Annotated in this window: 19 protein-coding genes; 12 read left to right on the top strand and 7 right to left on the bottom strand. The window is 69.2% G+C overall.

Going from position 1 to position 16,341, the window contains the following annotated elements:
* Positions 1 to 94 precede the first annotated feature (94 nt).
* The gene (metG, locus tag ACWD26_RS06045; protein WP_451266620.1) at positions 95 to 1,711 is read left to right on the top strand and encodes a methionine--tRNA ligase; all 1,617 of its coding nucleotides are present in this window, start codon (positions 95 to 97) and stop codon (positions 1,709 to 1,711) included.
* A 70-nt stretch (positions 1,712 to 1,781) separates the two neighbouring features.
* Here metG and ACWD26_RS06040 read toward each other — a convergent pair whose 3' ends face one another.
* Positions 1,782 to 1,991 carry a DUF397 domain-containing protein gene (locus tag ACWD26_RS06040; protein WP_451266618.1) on the bottom strand — a complete coding sequence of 70 codons (210 nt, stop codon included), beginning with the start codon at positions 1,989 to 1,991 and terminating at the stop codon, positions 1,782 to 1,784.
* Positions 1,988 to 2,866, bottom strand: coding sequence for a helix-turn-helix domain-containing protein (locus ACWD26_RS06035; RefSeq protein ID WP_451266678.1), 879 nt, complete (start codon positions 2,864 to 2,866; stop codon positions 1,988 to 1,990). The genes ACWD26_RS06040 and ACWD26_RS06035 overlap by 4 nt, the downstream gene beginning before the upstream one ends.
* A gap of 154 nt (positions 2,867 to 3,020) precedes the next feature.
* Between ACWD26_RS06035 and ACWD26_RS06030 the strand changes: the two genes are divergently transcribed.
* From ACWD26_RS06030 to ACWD26_RS06010, 5 genes are all read left to right on the top strand, one after another.
* Entirely contained in the window at positions 3,021 to 3,599 is a 579-nt protein-coding gene (locus ACWD26_RS06030) for an ATP-binding protein (RefSeq protein WP_451266616.1), read from the top strand.
* A gap of 369 nt (positions 3,600 to 3,968) precedes the next feature.
* The gene (locus tag ACWD26_RS06025; RefSeq protein WP_451266614.1) at positions 3,969 to 4,517 is read left to right on the top strand and encodes a helix-turn-helix domain-containing protein; all 549 of its coding nucleotides are present in this window, start codon (positions 3,969 to 3,971) and stop codon (positions 4,515 to 4,517) included.
* A gap of 377 nt (positions 4,518 to 4,894) precedes the next feature.
* The gene (locus tag ACWD26_RS06020; RefSeq protein ID WP_451266676.1) at positions 4,895 to 5,242 is read left to right on the top strand and encodes a hypothetical protein; all 348 of its coding nucleotides are present in this window, start codon (positions 4,895 to 4,897) and stop codon (positions 5,240 to 5,242) included.
* Positions 5,243 to 5,329: 87 nt separating this feature from the next.
* Positions 5,330 to 5,548, top strand: a complete 219-nt coding sequence (locus ACWD26_RS06015) for a hypothetical protein (RefSeq protein WP_451266612.1) — start codon at positions 5,330 to 5,332, stop codon at positions 5,546 to 5,548.
* Between the two features lie 62 nt (positions 5,549 to 5,610).
* Positions 5,611 to 5,976 (top strand): PH domain-containing protein, encoded by a 366-nt coding sequence (locus ACWD26_RS06010; RefSeq protein ID WP_451266610.1) that lies wholly within the window; start codon positions 5,611 to 5,613, stop codon positions 5,974 to 5,976.
* 140 nt (positions 5,977 to 6,116) lie between these two features.
* On the opposite strand, the gene ACWD26_RS06005 is transcribed toward ACWD26_RS06010, so the two are convergent.
* A complete protein-coding gene (locus tag ACWD26_RS06005; RefSeq protein ID WP_451266608.1) occupies positions 6,117 to 7,484 on the bottom strand; it encodes a pectate lyase family protein in 1,368 nt (455 codons plus the stop codon).
* A 169-nt stretch (positions 7,485 to 7,653) separates the two neighbouring features.
* A complete protein-coding gene (locus ACWD26_RS06000; protein WP_451266606.1) occupies positions 7,654 to 8,007 on the bottom strand; it encodes a hypothetical protein in 354 nt (117 codons plus the stop codon).
* A gap of 426 nt (positions 8,008 to 8,433) precedes the next feature.
* On the opposite strand from ACWD26_RS06000, the gene ACWD26_RS05995 reads away from it, so the two are divergent.
* Both ACWD26_RS05995 and ACWD26_RS05990 read left to right on the top strand, forming a co-directional pair.
* Positions 8,434 to 9,273 carry a CAP domain-containing protein gene (locus tag ACWD26_RS05995; protein WP_451266604.1) on the top strand — a complete coding sequence of 280 codons (840 nt, stop codon included), beginning with the start codon at positions 8,434 to 8,436 and terminating at the stop codon, positions 9,271 to 9,273.
* Positions 9,274 to 9,531: 258 nt separating this feature from the next.
* On the top strand, positions 9,532 to 10,338 hold the full coding sequence (locus ACWD26_RS05990; protein ID WP_451266602.1) for a hypothetical protein: 807 nt from the start codon (positions 9,532 to 9,534) through the stop codon (positions 10,336 to 10,338).
* Positions 10,339 to 10,426: 88 nt separating this feature from the next.
* On the opposite strand, the gene ACWD26_RS05985 is transcribed toward ACWD26_RS05990, so the two are convergent.
* The 3 genes from ACWD26_RS05985 to ACWD26_RS05975 are packed head-to-tail and all read right to left on the bottom strand — an operon-like array spanning position 10,427 to position 13,706.
* Positions 10,427 to 12,271 carry a carbohydrate-binding domain-containing protein gene (locus ACWD26_RS05985; protein ID WP_451266600.1) on the bottom strand — a complete coding sequence of 615 codons (1,845 nt, stop codon included), beginning with the start codon at positions 12,269 to 12,271 and terminating at the stop codon, positions 10,427 to 10,429.
* Positions 12,268 to 13,062, bottom strand: a complete 795-nt coding sequence (locus ACWD26_RS05980) for a VTC domain-containing protein (RefSeq protein ID WP_451266598.1) — start codon at positions 13,060 to 13,062, stop codon at positions 12,268 to 12,270. Before ACWD26_RS05980 ends, ACWD26_RS05985 begins: the two co-directional genes overlap by 4 nt.
* Positions 13,059 to 13,706, bottom strand: coding sequence for a DUF4956 domain-containing protein (locus tag ACWD26_RS05975; protein ID WP_451266596.1), 648 nt, complete (start codon positions 13,704 to 13,706; stop codon positions 13,059 to 13,061). The genes ACWD26_RS05980 and ACWD26_RS05975 overlap by 4 nt, the downstream gene beginning before the upstream one ends.
* Positions 13,707 to 14,032: 326 nt before the next feature.
* Between ACWD26_RS05975 and ACWD26_RS05970 the strand changes: the two genes are divergently transcribed.
* The 4 genes from ACWD26_RS05970 (at position 14,033) to ACWD26_RS05955 (ending at position 16,325) form a co-directional block, all read left to right on the top strand.
* Positions 14,033 to 14,476 (top strand): hypothetical protein, encoded by a 444-nt coding sequence (locus tag ACWD26_RS05970; protein ID WP_451266594.1) that lies wholly within the window; start codon positions 14,033 to 14,035, stop codon positions 14,474 to 14,476.
* A gap of 242 nt (positions 14,477 to 14,718) precedes the next feature.
* Positions 14,719 to 15,279, top strand: coding sequence for a pathogenesis-related family 1 protein (locus tag ACWD26_RS05965; protein ID WP_451266592.1), 561 nt, complete (start codon positions 14,719 to 14,721; stop codon positions 15,277 to 15,279).
* Between the two features lie 105 nt (positions 15,280 to 15,384).
* Complete coding sequence (locus ACWD26_RS05960; RefSeq protein WP_451266590.1) at positions 15,385 to 16,140, top strand: hypothetical protein; 756 nt, start codon at positions 15,385 to 15,387, stop codon at positions 16,138 to 16,140.
* Positions 16,137 to 16,325, top strand: coding sequence for a hypothetical protein (locus tag ACWD26_RS05955; protein WP_451266588.1), 189 nt, complete (start codon positions 16,137 to 16,139; stop codon positions 16,323 to 16,325). The genes ACWD26_RS05960 and ACWD26_RS05955 overlap by 4 nt, the downstream gene beginning before the upstream one ends.
* Positions 16,326 to 16,341: the final 16 nt, after the last annotated feature.

Raw genomic sequence — 16,341 nt, 5'->3', positions numbered from 1 at the left:
CGCCGGAATCGACGACTCCGTCGATTCCGGCGGGGCCCGTCCGCGTCCCGAAACGCGTGTGAGTCGATCTCCACGGGCCCAGTAGGATTTCGGCATGGCGGCCACTGGAACCGAGAAGCAGGGTGGCAAGGCGTTCTACGTCTCCACCCCCATCTATTACGTCAACGACGCTCCTCACCTGGGCCACGCCTATACGACCGTCGCAGGCGACGTGCTCACCCGCTGGCACCGTCAGCGCGGCGAGAAGGTGTGGTACCTCACCGGCACGGACGAGCACGGTCAGAAGATCATGCGCACCGCCGACGCCAACGGAGTGACTCCGCAGGAGTGGTGCGACAAGCTCGTCGAGGAGGCGTGGAAGCCCCTCTGGGAGCACCTGGAGATCGCGAACGACGACTTCATCCGCACCACGCAGAAGCGGCACACCGACCGCGTCCAGGAGTTCGTGCAGGACCTGTACGACAAGGGCGAGATCTACAAGGGCGGCTACGAGGGCCCGTACTGCGTCGGCTGCGAGGAGTACAAGCTCCCCGGCGAGCTGCTCGACGGCGAGGGCGACTTCGCAGGCCAGAAGCTCTGCCCGATCCACAAGAAGCCCGTGGAGATCCTCAGCGAGGAGAACTACTTCTTCAAGCTGAGCGAGTACGGCGACAGGCTCCTCGCCCACTACGAGGCGAACCCCGGCTTCATCCAGCCCGAGTCCGCGCGCAACGAGGTCGTGAACTTCGTCCGCCAGGGCCTGCAGGACCTGTCGGTCTCCCGCTCGACCTTCGACTGGGGCATCCCGATCCCGTGGGACGAAAAGCACGTGATCTACGTGTGGGTCGACGCGCTGCTCAACTACGCCACGGCGGTCGGCTACAACGAGAACCCGGAGAAGTTCGAGGCCACCTTCCCGGCGGACGTCCATCTCGTCGGCAAGGACATCCTCCGCTTCCACGCGGTGATCTGGCCGGCGATGCTGATGGCGCAGGGCCTCCCCCTCCCCGGCAAGATCGCGGCGAACGGCTGGCTGATGGTCGGCGGCGAGAAGATGTCGAAGTCGAACCTGACCGGCATCAAGCCGCAGGACCTCACCTCGCACTTCGGTGTCGACGCCTACCGCTGGTACTTCCTGCGCGCGATCGCCTTCGGCCAGGACGGCTCGTTCTCCTGGGAGGACTTCTCCGCCCGCTACACGAGCGAGCTGGCGAACGACTACGGCAACCTCGCGTCCCGGGTCGCGGCCATGGTCGGCAAGTACTTCGGCGGCACCCTGCCGGAGGCCACGGCCGACGGCGAGGCCGAGAAGGCGCTGCACGAGGGCCTGGCCAAGGCCGTCGCCGAGGCCGACCGGAAGATCGGCGACGAGCTGGACTTCCAGGGCGGCATCCTCGCCGTCTTCGACTTCGTCAAGCAGGTCAACGGCTACATCACGGAGCAGGAGCCGTGGAAGGTCGCCAAGGACACCACTGACGAGGGCAAGGCCCGTCTCGCCACCATCCTCTACACGGCCGCTGAGTCGCTCCGCGCCGTCGCCGTCCTGCTCAACCCGATCATGCCGGACACCTCCGCCCAGCTCTGGGACTCCCTGGGCGCGGAGCCCACCCTCGGCGCCCTCGCGGACCAGAAGGTCCAGAAGGCGGGCGAGTGGGGCATCCTCCCGTCCGGCTCCACGATCACGAAGGGCGCGATCCTCTTCCCGCGCCTGGAGGAGAAGCCGAACACGTAGCGCACAGCCACCACACAGCGGGAGCCCGGGAACGACAGCCGTTCCCGGGCTCCCGCTCTGCCAAGAGGGGTCAGCTCCCCGACGCGTACGTCACGAAGTCCACCCATGCGTCCGGCGTGAGCGCAAGCCGAGGGCCGCAGGTGTTCTTGGAGTCGCGGACGTGGATCGTGCCGGGGACGATCGCGATCTCGACGCAGCTGTCTCCCTCAGTGCCGTCGCTGTAGCTGCTCTTGAACCACCTCAGCCCAGAGGCGTCCCCGGCGGCGGCTTTGCGGATCATGTTTCTCCCAGCACTTGCTCGATGAAAGCGAGTGACTCCCCCGGCGTGAGAGCCTGGGCCCGGATGATGCCATACCGCAGTTCGAGGATCCGCAGCTCCTTCGGGTCGGAGGTCGGACGGCCGCCGTACGCACCGTCGGAGCGCCCCACCGCCGTACCGTCCGCGAACTTCAGCACTTCGATCTTGCCATCCACACCGGGGTGTGCATCGGTCTCCGTCGGCATCACCTGGAACGTCACATTGCGCAACTGCGCCACCTCCAGCAGATGTTCGAGCTGTCGGCGTCGCACCATTGTCCCTCCGATACGACGACGCAGCGCCGCCTCTTCCTGGACAAAGCTGAGCACCGGAGCGGGTGACCGCTCGAAGACAGACTTCCGCTCCACACGGGCGGCCACGAGGCGCTCGATCTCCTCCTCGGAGTAGGGCGGTTGCCGCGCCTCGAACAGCGCCTGCGCGTGTTCCGGCGTCTGCAACAAGCCGTGGATGCTGTTCCCGACGTACACGCCGATCTCGGCCGCCTGTGCCTCAAGCTTCGCGAGCTCCCGCACCTTCTTCGGATACCTGACCCGCGCCACATCCTCCTTCATCGCCGCAATCAACCCACCCGCCCCCAACACCTCATCCGCCTGGTCCAGATACTCAGGCCGAGGAATCCGCTTACCCCCCTCGATTTTGTAGACCATGTCCTCCCCGTAGCCGACCACCTCCCCGAACTCGGCGGCCCGCATCCCCACGGCCTCCCGCCGCAGCTTCAGCTGCCGCCCCACGGTCGCGACGACCGCCACGCCCCAGTCGTCGTCCGGATCCACCTCCCAACCCGGCTCGTCCGCCTCGGTCTTGAGCCGACCCGCGTCACCGTCAACCCGCTGCATCCCGCGCCCCTCCGTCGTGCCGCTGTGCCGCAACGCCCCTACCCGTACGCCCGCCGCCGACAGCCCGGACACCACCGGACAGACTCCGGACAGTCACCGTACGCACCGGCGTAGTCACTTTTCACGGTAAGCACACGTGGCCACGCTGAGTGACGTGAATCAGAAGAAGTCCCCCCAATTCGCCTCCCCACCCCGCTACTTCAGCGCGCTCCTGTCCCCCACGCCACGCGGTGCCCGCCTCGCCCGACTCCTGGCCACCGAGTGGCTGCGCACCTGGGACCCGCCGTACGGCGTCATCGACACCGTCGAACACCTCGTCGCCGAACTCGCCGCGAACGCCTCCACACACGGCCGACTCCCCGGCCGGGACTTCCGCCTCGTCCTGCACACCCGGAAGAGCAACACGCTCCGCATCGAGATGACGGACACACGCGGCGACGACCTCCCCCACCGCCGGCCCCCGTCCCCCGAGGCCCTGTCCGAATCCGGACGCGGCCTCCTCCTCGTCGAGGCACTCGCCGACCGCTGGGGCGTCGAACTCGGACCCGTCCCCCGCAAGACCGTGTGGGCCGAAATCGCCCTCTCCCCAGCTCAACCGCAGGTGACACCGCAACCCAGCGGTCCATGCTTCGGTGGCGTCGGCGCTCTTTCCCAAGGACCACGGGAGAGAAAGAACCCCACCAAGCCCCACCCCTCCCTCCCGCCCGCAGCGCCAACTCACCCCCGCGAGTGAACATCGCCAACTCAGCTGGATTCGGGACCGGTTGTCTGGCCTACGCTCAGCGCGGCACCACAGCCACGGACATCCGCAGCGAGCATCCACAGCGGACATCCGAACCAACAACCGCAGACATGCGACGGCCCTCGCCGGGACGGCAATCCCAATGGCGAGGGCCTGACCACCGAGGAAGTAGGGCTTCCCGATGGACACCCAAAACCCTAGCGCGCCCCCGCACGCCCAGTCCCGTACAGCGGGCAAGAACCACCCGCGCCAGACGGACCGGGCCCCTCAGCCGAACCGAGACCGGGACCGCGCCCCCACGGAAAGACCCACCCCAGCGGCGTCATCCACGACAACGCCCGCCACACCACCCGCTTTACGGTGATCGGCAACCACCTCGCCCAACACCCGGAACTGTCGCTGCCGGCGATCGGACCGGCCACGCACATCCAGTCGCTCCCCACCGGCGCCCCGGCCGACATCAGCCTTGCCGCCCGCTTCCCCGAGGGCCCGGACCGTATCGCCGCCGCCCTGCGCGAACTCGAAGCCCACGGCTACCTCCGCCGCACCCGCGAACGCGTCCCCGGCGGCCGGATCGTCACCCGCACAATCTCCTGCAACAAGCACGGGCACCACGAGACGACGACGGCCGAGACGCCCCGGAAGCCCGCCCGCCGCGCCACCCCGGAGGAGCGCCTCCCCCGCAAGCGCCTGCCCGCCGTCCCGCAGCCCGCCTACACCTCACCCACCCTCCTCCGCACGGCCACCGACCTCCTCGCCGTCCTCCGCCGCCACGACCCCCGCCTCCTCCTCACCGAGACCGACGCCGAACACCTCGCGCCGGGCGTCGTCGCCTGGCTGGAACGCGACGTCGCCCCCACCGCCGTACGCCACGCCCTGACCACAGACCTCCCCGACGAACCCCTGTAACCGCCCGGCAGCCCTCCTGGCCCATCGCCTGGCCGCCCAGCTCCCGCCCCTGCCGCCGTTCCGCGAGCCCGCACCCGCGCCGACCGTCGTGTACCGGATGCACAACTGCGACGGCTGCGACCGCGGCTTCCGCGCCCCCGAACCCGGCCGCTGCCGCGACTGCCGATCCGACCTGAAGGAAGGCCCCTAGCATGAACGTGACGATCTTCGCCGCCTCAGCCGCCGACGAGCGCAACATGAACAAGGTCCTGCGGCAGCACTGCCGACTTCTTGGCGATGGGGTCCCGGCACCGGAGACTGTCGCTGTCGCGACGTGGGAGTTGCCCTCACTCCCGCCCCGGCCGGATACGCTGGCAGGGCCACTCCTGGAGGACACCATGAGCACACTGGCCGACCACGGACGCGAGCTGATCCCCCGACCCGAGCAGACCCCCGACGCCCTCCGTGTCGCCCTCGCCGTCGTCGCTCCGGGCCGCCTGGAGGAGATGCAGCCCACGAAGGACGAAGCCTTCGCCAAAGCCGTCGAGTGGCAGTCCCTGAGCCCGGTGCAGAGCTGGGTCCTCATCTGGGCCCGGGACATCGAGATCGCCCGACGCCCCGATTTGTCCGCCCGCTTCTCCCAGGCGCAGAGCACGCTGGAACACGAGGACCCTGCCACCGCTCAGGAAGCGCTGCGGGAACTGAGCGCCGTCCTGGACGAAGCCATGAAGGCAGTGCGCGGTTGAGCTGGAAGTGGGAGTACGCCTTCGGTGCGGAGGAAACCGCCCGCACCGCGCCCGCCGACTTCCTCACCAGGGTGGGAAAGCGGCATCGTGAAAGTCAAGACGGGCACAGCCAAGAACGCGCCCGCCTTCGAGGTCCGCTTCGAGGAACCCGAGGAACTGCTGCGTATGCGCCCCGGCCTCGGAGACAACGTCCACTTCCTGGTCCGCTTCCGCCAGCAGCCGGACTCCATGGGCATCGCTCGATCCGCCGAGTACACGTATCTCGGCCAGGCCGCCGAACAGACATCGCTGCCATTCGAGCCATAGGGAGCGGCTACGGCGCCTCGGGCAGAAGCAACCTGTATGTCCGGGTGTGCGTCTCCCCGGACATGGCACTGTTCGGAAACGCGCACACCGTCAATCCCGGCAAGGCCCAGCAGGACTACGGGCGTCTGCTGGGGCACGGGGAGCAGGTTCACGCCGCGTTCCTGCTGATCCGTGACACCATTCTGTTCACCGACCGCCGTCTCATCCTGATCGACAAGCAGGGGATCACCGGCAAGAAGGTGGAGTACCACTCCGTCCCGTACCGCAGCATCACGCACTTCGCGGTCGAGACGGCCGGCCACTTCGACCTCGACGCCGAGCTGAAGATCTGGCTGTCCGGCGCCCACGAACCGATCGAGAAGACGTTCACCAAGGGTGTGGACATCTACGAGGTGCAGGCGATCCTCACCCAGTTCGTGGCCCGATGAGACAGCCGGCACGCGCACCCGGGGCCCGGGAAGCCGCACGCCTCCCGGGCCCCTCTGTGCCGTCCCGGACCCCTTCCTGATCCCGGTCCGGGACTCTTCCCGGCCCCGGGGTGGCGCCCCCGGCCAGGAGTTCTTCGAAGTCAGGACAGCAGCCCGGCACCCGCGGCCGACGTCCCCGTGCCGGTCAGGTCGGTCAGCAGACCCGTCACCGTGGTCTGAAGGCCGGCGGTGAGGGCCGGGGTCCAGTTGACGGTCGTCTTGAGCCTCTTCGACGAGTTCGCGGTGTTGTACGCGGCGACGATGTCGGTGGCCTTGCCGTTGACGACGTTGCCGGTGCCGGCGACCGAGCCCGTGCCGTCGCCGCTCAGCAGCTTGGCGACCTTGGCGTCGGCCGGGATCTTCCAGACGTTGCGCTCGGCGACGACCTGGGCCTTGGCGCGGGAGTCCAGGCTGTACTTGGGGGCGTAGCCGTTGACCGCGGTGGTGTCGTAGACGTTGTTGTAGAGGTGGATCTGGCCGATGCGGGCCAGGGGCGCCCGCTGCACGATCCCCTTCCACACATTGTGGTGGATCGTCACGCGCAGCTTGCCGGTGGAGTCGGTGTCGCTGCTGCCGATCAGCATCGTCTTGTCGTGGTTGAGGAACTGGTTGCGCTCGACGGTCACCAGGTCGGAGCCGTTGGTGATGTCGAGGGCGCCGTCGTGGACCTGGTACTTGCGGCCGAAGTGCGTCGCCTCGGTCTTGTCGAAGGTCGGCGCGTCGGTGAACGTGTTGTGGTCGGCCCAGACGTTGGTCGCGCCGCGCAGGGTCACGGAGTCGTAGTTCGAGTTCCACTCGCCGGACGAGCCGTCGGTCGGGTCCCACTGCGGGAAGCAGTCCTGAGTGTCCGCGAAGGTCAGGTTGCGGACGATGACGTTCTTGACGTTCTGGATCTGCAGGCTGCCGCCGAGGATGCCGGCCTTGGTGCCGGGGACGCCCACGATGGTGGTGTTGGAGGGTACCCGGAAGACGATGTTCTTCTTCTGCTTGTCCTGGGCGGCCTTGCGGGCGGTCTCCTGCTTCCCCGACGGGACCTTCTTGCCGTACGTCGCCGGGTCGAACGCCTTGAGGTAGGCGGAGAGCGAGTAGCCGGTGCCGGAGGCGTAGTCCGCGCAGGTCAGCTTCTTGCCGGCGTCGTTGGTGTTGGCGTCGATCGTGCCCTTGATCTTGATGATCCGGGGGGTGGTGTCGGTCTGGGAGCCCAACGCCTTCACCAGCTGCGCCCGGGTCGACACCGTGAAGGTGTGCGCCGCGTCGGCCTTCGTACCGCCGGTCGTACCCGAACCCGACGCCGCCCAGCCGTCCTTGGCGGGCAGCACCTGGTGGTACAGGTCCACAGGGCTGGCGCCCGCGTTCACCACGAGGACGCCGGCGCCGACAGCGGCGGCCACGGCGGCGGCAGAGACCACGAGGGTCCGGCGCTTGCGGAGGGACCGGCGGTGGGAGGGGCGCGGGGAGGCAGAGGCCACGGATGAGTCCTTACGTAACGTACGTGATCGGGGTGAACACGTGGTGCGTGTGGAGCCCCCGTGAAGGGGGTTCCGACTCATGTGTGGTCGCGGGTCCGGCATAGGTTGCCGCCGAACTCGTTTTTTCCCGCAGCCTTCTGACAGACCGTCTGCCGGCGTGCCCGTCCGGCTACTTGATGTGGTCCATCACCTCCTGGAACTCCTTCGTCGGTGAGAACTCGATGACCTCGACGTCCTCCAGGGCCTCGGGGGAGTGGCCGGGGCCCCAGTAGTAGGCCTGTCCGGCCTCGTAGAACTCCTCGCCGTCCTTCGTCCGCATCCTCAGCCGTCCCTTGACCAGGAATCCCCAGTGGGGGCACTGGCACAGGTCGTCGGGCATTCCCTTGAGGGCCGGCGCCATGTCCGTCCCCTGGGGCAACTTGATGAAGGCGACCGTCATGTCACCGCCGATCTCCTGGAAGCGCACCTCCAGGCCGTCGCCCTCGATCTCGACGGGGGTCTCCGTCCGCGTGACTGCCGTCATGATTCCTCCACGACCGGATCACCGCGGGGCCTCGGGAATCACCATGGGGGTTCACTCTCTCGGGAACCCCGCACCTCCAGTCTGCGCCTGTCCCCCGCACACCTCGAATCGGCGTGACATGCGTCACGACCGAATTGCGTGGCGATGGAACCGATCGACCTTTTTCCTCGACGCGACAAACCATGCTCTTCCGAAATGCAATCGGGCACTTGCCGCAGAAATGGCGAATTCACTTGCTCAGCTGGATCGGTGGTTCCGTCAAAGCCCCTACGGGACCAGGCAGAAGACCCGCCCTCCCCGTACTTCGCACGCCGGAAAAGCCTCCTCGGCGGCGCCCGACGGCAGCACAGGTGTTCGTTGCCCGGCGCACTGGACCGTCCCCATAATGACCGGGCTCGCCAGTCGGACCGCTTAGTGAGGCCACGTATGAGCAGCCATCGCCGGACAACAAAACGCCAGAAAGCGAGGCGCCCGAGAACAAGGCGCCAGAAGACAGCCATAGCCGCGGCCGTCGTGGTGACCGTGGGTGCCGTGGGCATTCCCACGCTCGCGCAGGCGAGCGGCGGCGGACTGGGCGGCTGGCGCAGTGTGGCCTCCTCCTGGTGGGGAGGGGACGACTCGACCCCCGTTACCGACCCCGCACCGCCGAAGACACCCGCGACGCCCTCCGCGTCCCCGAGCACCTCCGACGCGGACACCTCGGCGACCCCCACCCCGTCCCGCAAACCGCGGGCCTCCCGCACCAGCCCCACCCCGAGCGCGTCCCCCTCGAAGACCAAGGCCCCGGCCGCCAAGCCTCCTGCCACGCCCGAGAAGCCGGCCAGGCCCGCGAGCACGCCGAAGGCCACGGAGGCCGACCGCACGCCCCGCGACTCCGCGAGCAGCGCGGACTCCGGCCCCACGGCCCGGGTGCTGGCCCTGGTGAACGCCGAGCGCCAGAAGGCGGGCTGTGCGCCGGTGACCGAGAACGCCAAGCTCACCAAGGCCGCGCAGAACCACAGCCAGGACATGGCCGATCACCAGAACATGTCCCACACCGGCTCCGACGGCTCGTCCATGACCGACCGCCTCGCCCGTGTCGGATACGCGTACAGATCGGCGGGCGAGAACGTCGCCGCCGGCTACGGCACCGCCGACAGCGTCATGGACGGCTGGATGAACAGCCCCGGCCACAGGGCCAACATCCTCAACTGCGGCTTCAAGGAAATCGGCATCGGCCTGGCCCAGCCGGGCAACTACTGGACCCAGAACTTCGGCACCGCGTAGCCGCACTACGGCCCGCCCGCCCAGGACATGTCTGGACCCACCTGGACACATCCGGACGCAGCGGGCCTGAACGTTTCATCGCTACTCGAAAGAGTGATCCCCCACCGACTGGCCGCAAACCAGCCCGAGATGCTCCATAGGCTCGCCCTCATGGTCACATCAGCCCACGAGGGTCTGCATCGCATCTTCCAGGAGAGGCCCTAGATCCTCGCACCCGTCTTCGGTGTGCTGGGCCTTCCCTTTCCGGAGAAGGCGACGGTGGACGCGCTCACCACCGACGTGACGGAGACCAAACCGAAGGAGCGGCGCGTGGACACCGTGCTGCGCATCGGCCCGTCCGACGGGGAGGACTTCATGCTCGTCGTCGAAGTACAGGGCGAGCGAAAGCCGGACAAGGAGAGAAGCTGGCCGTACTACGTCTCCTACCTCCAGTCCAAGTACCGCCTGCCCGTACTGCTGCTCGTCGTCTGCCAGGACCGGCGCACCGCGAAGTGGGCGTCGGGCCCCTTCGACTGCGGCACGCGCGGCTGGATCACCCAGCGCACCCACCCCCTGGTCGTCGGGCCGGACAACGTTCCGGCGATCACCGACGCGAGGACCGCGGCGAACAACCCCGCCATGGCCGCCTTCTCCGCTCTCGCACACGCCCGCAGCGCTCAGATCAACGACATACTGGACGCGATGGGCCGCGCCCTTCAGGCGACGGACGGGAAGTCAGCCGACTACTTCTACGAGTTCCTTGAAGTCAACCTGCGGGGCACTCCCGCCGGAGAAAAGTGGAGGGAAATCATGACCTTCGTCACCTACTTCCCCGGTCGTGGGACAGTCCGCGAGACGGCTTACCTGGAAGGCGAGGCCAAGGGTGAGGCCAAGGGAGTCCTGCGCGTTCTGGAGGTGCGCGGCATTCCCGTCACCGAAGAAGTCCGCGAGCGCATCACCACATGCACCGACATCAACCGCCTCGACCTCTGGCTCACCCGGTCCGGCACAGTCGAACGCGCGGAAGACCTCTTCGCGGAGGGCCCGCAGGTCACCGGCGACGCGATCAGCGGGGAGTCCGTGTGAAGCCGCTTCCCTCACCTCCCTCACTCACTGGCTGAACCGGGCCTCCACCTGTGACACCGCAGCAACCGCCGCCGCCGACAGGCCCCGCTCAGCCCCGGCCCCCACCCCCGCCCGGACCGCCCCCGAAGCCGCCGCCCTCCGGGGCCTCGCCTGCCGTCACCGTGGTGAGCTTCTTCGCCGAGCCGAGCTTCCCGGAGCCGGTGAGGCCGCCAATGCCGGTGCCCGATGTGGTGCCGCCGGAGTAGACCGTGTACTCCTCGCCGCTCTTGATCGCGGCGCCCGAGTACACGACGTTCTGGATGGTCTTCGAGGTGACGTACGACGCCACTACCTCGCCGTCCCCGTCGACGATGTGCAGGGTCGTGCCGGCCTCGACCGACGCGTCCAGCGTCGCCGACAGCCAGCCCTGCGCGGACTCATCGTCCGGGGCGACGACCATGCCCGCGCTTCCGGAGGCGAGCAGCGTGCCACCGCTGACGGTGAAACTTCCGTTGACGTCGAGCGCTCCGTTGCCGCCCGTCTCGGGACCGTTGACGACGATCGTTCCGCCGGTGATCTCGGCCGTGCCGTTGGAGTCGAAGCCGTCGCCCTGGGAGTTGAGGACCAGCGTGCCGCCGGTGACCTTGGCCGTGTAGTCGCCGACCTCCATGCCACCGCCCCCACCGGGACCACCGCCCCGGCCGCCCTGCGCGTCCTCATCCGAAGTCGCCTCGCTGCCGGACGCGTTGACCCCGTCGTCGTTGGACGTGACGTTCGACGTACCGCCCCTGACCAGGATGTCCTTGCCCTCCAGACCCTCGTTCGAGCCGGTGATGTCCAGCGTGCCCTCACTGATGACGAGGTCGCCCTCGGCATGGATGCCGTCGTCGCCGGCCGCGAGGGTGACGTCGGCGGCGTTGAGGTGGACGGCCGCGTCGCCGTGCAGCGCGTCGGCGGAAGCGTTCACATCGACCGTGCCGCCCTCCAGCACGGTGATCACGCCCGACTTCAGGCCGTGTGCCGAGGTGTCGCCGGAGGCCTCGGCCTTCACGGTCAGCTTGCCGCCGGTGACGACGAGGTCGGTGGCCGCGTCCACGGCGTCACCGTTCGCGGTGACCGTGACCGTGCCGCCCGCGACGGCGATGTACCCGGCGTCCTCCTCGTCCGCGTTGTCGGACTTCAGCCCGTCGCCCTTGGCCGTCACCGTGACCGTGCCGCCGTTCACGACCAGGTAGTCCTTGCCCCGGACACCGTCGTCGGCCGCCTCGACCGTGATGTTCCCGCCCTCGACGACCAGCCCGTCCTTCCCGGCGATCGCGTCGTTGCCGTTCCCCTTCACCGTGAGCGAGCCGCTGCCGCCGATCGTCAGGTCGCCCGCGCTGTAGAGGGCCGCGTTCGCCTCCGCGTCGTCGGCGTAGGAGTCGGCGTCGCTCAGCTCGTTCTCGCTGCCGTCCGCGAGGATGACGACCAGCCGTTCCGCCTCGGTCGCGGCGATCGCCGACCCGGTGGAACTGGAGATGTCTGCCCCGTCGAGGACCAGCTTCACGGTCGCCTCGGGCGCGGTGATCACGATCTGACCGTCGTCGAGGGAGCCGCTGAGGAGGTAGGTCCCGCCGGAGGTGATGGTGACGGTGGCCCCGTCGACGTCCACCCCCTTGCCGTCGGCGGATGCCGAGTCACCCTTCAGCTCGATGCTGACAGCCTCGGACTCCTCGTACTCCGTGTCCCCGTCCTCGGCATGCGTCTTCTCGTTGTCGGCGAGGACAGCCGCCGCGTCCCGGGTCCCGTCCACGGCCGCCGCCGCACTCGCACTCGCACTCGACGAGGAATCGGACGACGTCGAGTCCGAGTCGCTCCCGGAGGAGCACCCGGCCAGCGCGGCGGTGGCGAGGACGGCGGAGGCGAGGGCGCTCATGACCCTCGTACGGAAACGTCTTGCTGATCGCGTGCTCATGCGGAACTCCCGTTCAGTGCCGGTGCGGTGGGGAAGTGGCGCCGTAGAACGGGCAGCCAGCGGTGGGCGGGCAGGTCGGGCCGCAGCGCGGCCAGCCCGGTGCCGTACTTGGAGACCGGGCAGGGCCGGTGCCCCAGCGACCAGAGCAGCCGGTCGGCACCGGACCCGGCGCGCCCGGCCTTGGTCTCGACGATGGTCCGCTCGGGGGTGCGCAGTTCGGTGCCGTCGGGCAACACCCAGGTCAGGTCGGTGTCGACGGTGACCCGGCTGCCACTGTCCGGCAGGAACAGCGTGGTGCGGCGGTAGAGGGTGGTGAGGGTCGGCACCAGACGAAAGTCGTACGAGTCGATGCCCGCCGCGCCGAGGACGTCGTCGGCGTACGCCCGCGCCTCGGGCTCCAGCCGCCCCGGCTCCCCGTCGTACGGGACGCGCTGCTTGACGGTGGTGCCGCGCGGGCCGCGCGTCTTGACCTCCAGGTAGTGCTGCCCGGATGCCATGTAGGTGCGTATCCGCAGCTTGAAGCGGCGCCTGCGGCGGCGGGCCGCGCCCAGGTAGCCGTCCAAGTCCGGGGTGTCGAAGTACACGGACCGGTACGCGAACCGCCGCTCGCCGTCGACCTCCAGGACCTGTACGTCCTCCTCGAGCCCACCGACCACCAGGGGAAGGTCGGTCAGGGGCAACATGTACTTGCGGTCCAGGCGGGTCAGCAGTTCGGCGCGGTGAACGAGTTCGTCGAGGCCGATGGGGCGCAGCGCCCCGACCACCGGGGCGACGGTATCCAGTGCCGTCACGCCCGAACCCCCTGCCCGTACGTCTGCCCCTGTCCGCGCGCATGCCCCTGCCCCTGCTCGACCCGGTGGTGGCCCGCCTCCCGCGGCGCGCGCGAACCCTCGCCGGTGACGACGTACCGGACCTCGACCAGGGTCATGTCGTTGACCAGGTCGACGTTCTGCACGGACAGGTTCACCACCCGCCCGCCGAGCAGCACTTCGAGGTGGGCGCGCAGGGCGTCCTCGTCGGTGTAGGCGGCGTCGAGGCGCAGGCTGCGCTGCCGGTAGCGGCCGAAGAGCCGAGGATGGTCGCCGACGTACATCGTGGCGACGATCAGCGCCATGAGCAGCGCCGACAGGACGTTGACCTCCTCCGGCAGCCCGGCCAGCAGGCCGAGGGCGAGCGCGGAGAAGTAGTACGCGATCTCGTGCTGCGCGATCTCGTTGGAGCGCAGCCGGATGATCGACAGGACTCCGAACAGCCCCATCCCGAGGCCGATCCCCACCGAGGAGGAGCTGAGTGTCATCGCCACCGCGAGGACGCCGACGTTGACGCCGAGGAAGGCGGCGATGAGGTCCCGGCGGTGGTGACGGGGGAAGTAGACCGCGAAGGTCAGCACGGAGATGGCAGCCAGATCGGCGACCACGAGAAGGGTCTGGTCCATGTCAAAGGACAATCCAGGGTCAACCTTTGAGCGCGCTTTGCCTTCCCTTAACTGAACTTGAGAAGTTCGGCGGGACAACAGCGGGTGAATCGGCTCCACTTCGACCGCCACGAGGTCACCAGCCCGATCGCCCTGCACGCGGAACTGTTCTCGGCCCCGGACGAGGTCACGGTCACCGGTGGTGACGCGGCGACGCTCACGCCGCGGGTCGGCTGGGACGGCGAGCTCACCGCGAGGCGTCGCTCTACACCGGCGAGAAGACCACCGGCACCCTCACCGGCACCGACCAGTCCTCCTTCTGGGGCAGTCAGCACACCAACGACGCCGTGGTGCGGCACCGCGTCCACGTCCCCGAAAGCGCCCCCTTCACCCGGTTCGCCCTCACCTCCGCGGACCACGTCCCCGGCAGCGACCTCGACCTGTACGCCTTCGACACCGAAGGCGACCACGTCGGCGCATGGCCCGACTTCGGCTCCGACGAACACGTCGACCTGCCACCGGACGACTACGACGTCCATGTCCTCCAGTACGAACTGCCGGCCGGCATGACCAGCCAGCAGTACACCCTGCGGAGCTGGAAGGTCGGCCAGGGCACCCCGGCGGTGACTCCCGCGGTCACGCCGGCCGAGCAGACCGTCCGGAAGGGCGACCGTCCGAAGGTCACGGTGTCGTGGCCGGACGCGGTCCGCGGCGAACGGTACGTCGGTGCCGTCGAGTTCGGCGACGGCTCGGCGGCCGTGGGACACACACCGCTGACGGTCACGCCGTAACCGCCACCCCGCCCCTTCACCGAGCGAGCCGCCCCTCACGGACCGAGCCGCCCGCGCACCCCCGAGTGCGCGGGCGGCTCGCGTCGGACCGAAACCTGGACCCGCTCCGATTCCCCCGATGGGATGGCAGGTGATCCCGCCACCCGCGGGCGGCTCCCGCTCTCCCTTACAAGTGGCAACGCCAGTAAGGAAGTTGGAGCAGGAGGAGACACCAGGTGGGGGTACGGAGCAGGGCGCGAACGATGGCCGCGGCGGCAGCGGCGGCGGCGTTGACGCTCACGCCGAGCGCGGCACAGGCGGCCGGCCCGCGGCCGTCGGTCGTGGAGGCGGTCACGGCGACGACGGCAGGGGCACCGGCGGCAGGGGCACCGATGGGGGCGGCGCGAAAACCGGGAATCGACGACTTCCTCACGATCGTCAACAAGGCACGAGCCGACGTCGGCGTCCCCCCACTGGTCTGGGACAAGTCCCTCGCCGCACACGCACGCTCGTGGGCGAGGGTGCGGGTCGCCGACTGCGAGCTCATCCACTCGAACAGCCGGTACGGCGAGAACCTGGCCAAGGGGTCGAGCCGCGACTACTCCCTGGCGGACGCGGCCCGCCTGTGGATCGACGAGAAGTCCGCCTACGACCGCTCCGCCAACTCCTGCGTGAACGGCAGGGAGTGCCTCCACTACACCCAGCTGGTCTGGCGCGGCTCGACCCGCGTCGGCGCGGCGAAGGCCCGGTGCGCGAACGGCTGGACCTACGTCGTGGCCCGCTTCGACCCACCGGGCAACTGGATGGGCCGACGGCCGTTCTGATGACCGACCGGGAGCCGCACGCCGGGCCGCATTGACCGAGGAGAACCCCAGGGGCCGTGATAATCCCCCCATGGCCCCACCCCCCGACAAGCCCCAGGCCCGCACGTGAACGACGTCCCCGACCGCCCCGCGAACGACCTCCCACACCCACCCGCGAACGACCTCCCCGACCAGCTCCGCCACCTCCTCACCGACGTCCTGACCATCGGCGGCCCCTACGCCCTCGCCCTCACCGGCGACCACGCGGCGCAGGTGCACGGACTGACCGAGGCGAGACCGCCCGCGCGGGACCTGGAGCTGGCGACGGAACACGCGGCCCCGATGGCACAGATCGCCGCCACGGTCCGAGAGGGCCTGGCGGAACGCGGCTGGCTGGTGCGCGAGGTCGAGACGACCCCGCTCTCCGCCCGTCTCCTCGTCACCGACCCCACGACGGCGGAGGAACGCGCCCTGGACCTCCTGAAGGAAACCCTGTGGCACCCGCCGGTGGAGACCCCGCTCGGCCTCGCCCTCTCCCTCGAAGACGTGGTCGGCACGAAGGTCCGCGCGGTGGCGGACCGGGGCGCGGCCCGCGACCTGATCGCCGTCCACGCGGCCACCGCCCACTGGTCCGTCGCCGAACTGGAGGAACTGGCCCGCCGTCACACCTCCGCCACGTCCACCACGTTCGACCTGACGGACCTCCAGTCCCGTCTGGAGGGCACCGAGTGGCTCGACGACCGGGAATTCGTTCGCCACGGCCTGGATGCCGAAGCCATCCTTGAACTTCGCCAGTGGGCCCAGACCTGGGCCGACGACATCGCCGAACGCCTCCTGGAAGAGGAGGCCCTGGCACCCCCGGCGGAGGAGGACCCCGCGTGAGCAGACGACGCTACGTCGCCCGGGGCGTCCCCGGCGGCTACCGCATATACGACAACCGCCGCCGAGGCTGGTGGGGCGACGTGTACGAACTCTGCCCGGACGACCTCCTGACCGAGCTGAACAGCGGCAAGGACCCCGAGAAGCTGTCGGCACTGCTGAAGCGTTACCGCGCCCTGAAGCGATAGATCGTCCCCCACGCCC

The sequence above is a fragment of the Streptomyces sp. NPDC002787 genome, from assembly GCF_053592095.1.
Note: the sequence above shows the minus strand (reverse complement) of the source record. Positions and strands in the feature narration are given on the sequence as shown.

Bases quoted from the DNA above. Each gene is read 5' to 3' on its own strand.
- metG (WP_451266620.1), top strand. From the start codon at position 95: ATGGCGGCCACTGGAACCGAGAAGCAGGGTGGCAAGGCGTTCTACGTC.
- ACWD26_RS06040 (WP_451266618.1), bottom strand. From the start codon at position 1,991: ATGATCCGCAAAGCCGCCGCCGGGGACGCCTCTGGGCTGAGGTGGTTC.
- ACWD26_RS06035 (WP_451266678.1), bottom strand. From the start codon at position 2,866: ATGCAGCGGGTTGACGGTGACGCGGGTCGGCTCAAGACCGAGGCGGAC.
- ACWD26_RS06020 (WP_451266676.1), top strand. From the start codon at position 4,895: ATGAGCACACTGGCCGACCACGGACGCGAGCTGATCCCCCGACCCGAG.
- ACWD26_RS06010 (WP_451266610.1), top strand. From the start codon at position 5,611: ATGGCACTGTTCGGAAACGCGCACACCGTCAATCCCGGCAAGGCCCAG.
- ACWD26_RS06000 (WP_451266606.1), bottom strand. From the start codon at position 8,007: ATGACGGCAGTCACGCGGACGGAGACCCCCGTCGAGATCGAGGGCGAC.
- ACWD26_RS05995 (WP_451266604.1), top strand. From the start codon at position 8,434: ATGAGCAGCCATCGCCGGACAACAAAACGCCAGAAAGCGAGGCGCCCG.
- ACWD26_RS05985 (WP_451266600.1), bottom strand. From the start codon at position 12,271: ATGAGCACGCGATCAGCAAGACGTTTCCGTACGAGGGTCATGAGCGCC.
- ACWD26_RS05975 (WP_451266596.1), bottom strand. From the start codon at position 13,706: ATGGACCAGACCCTTCTCGTGGTCGCCGATCTGGCTGCCATCTCCGTG.
- ACWD26_RS05965 (WP_451266592.1), top strand. From the start codon at position 14,719: ATGGCCGCGGCGGCAGCGGCGGCGGCGTTGACGCTCACGCCGAGCGCG.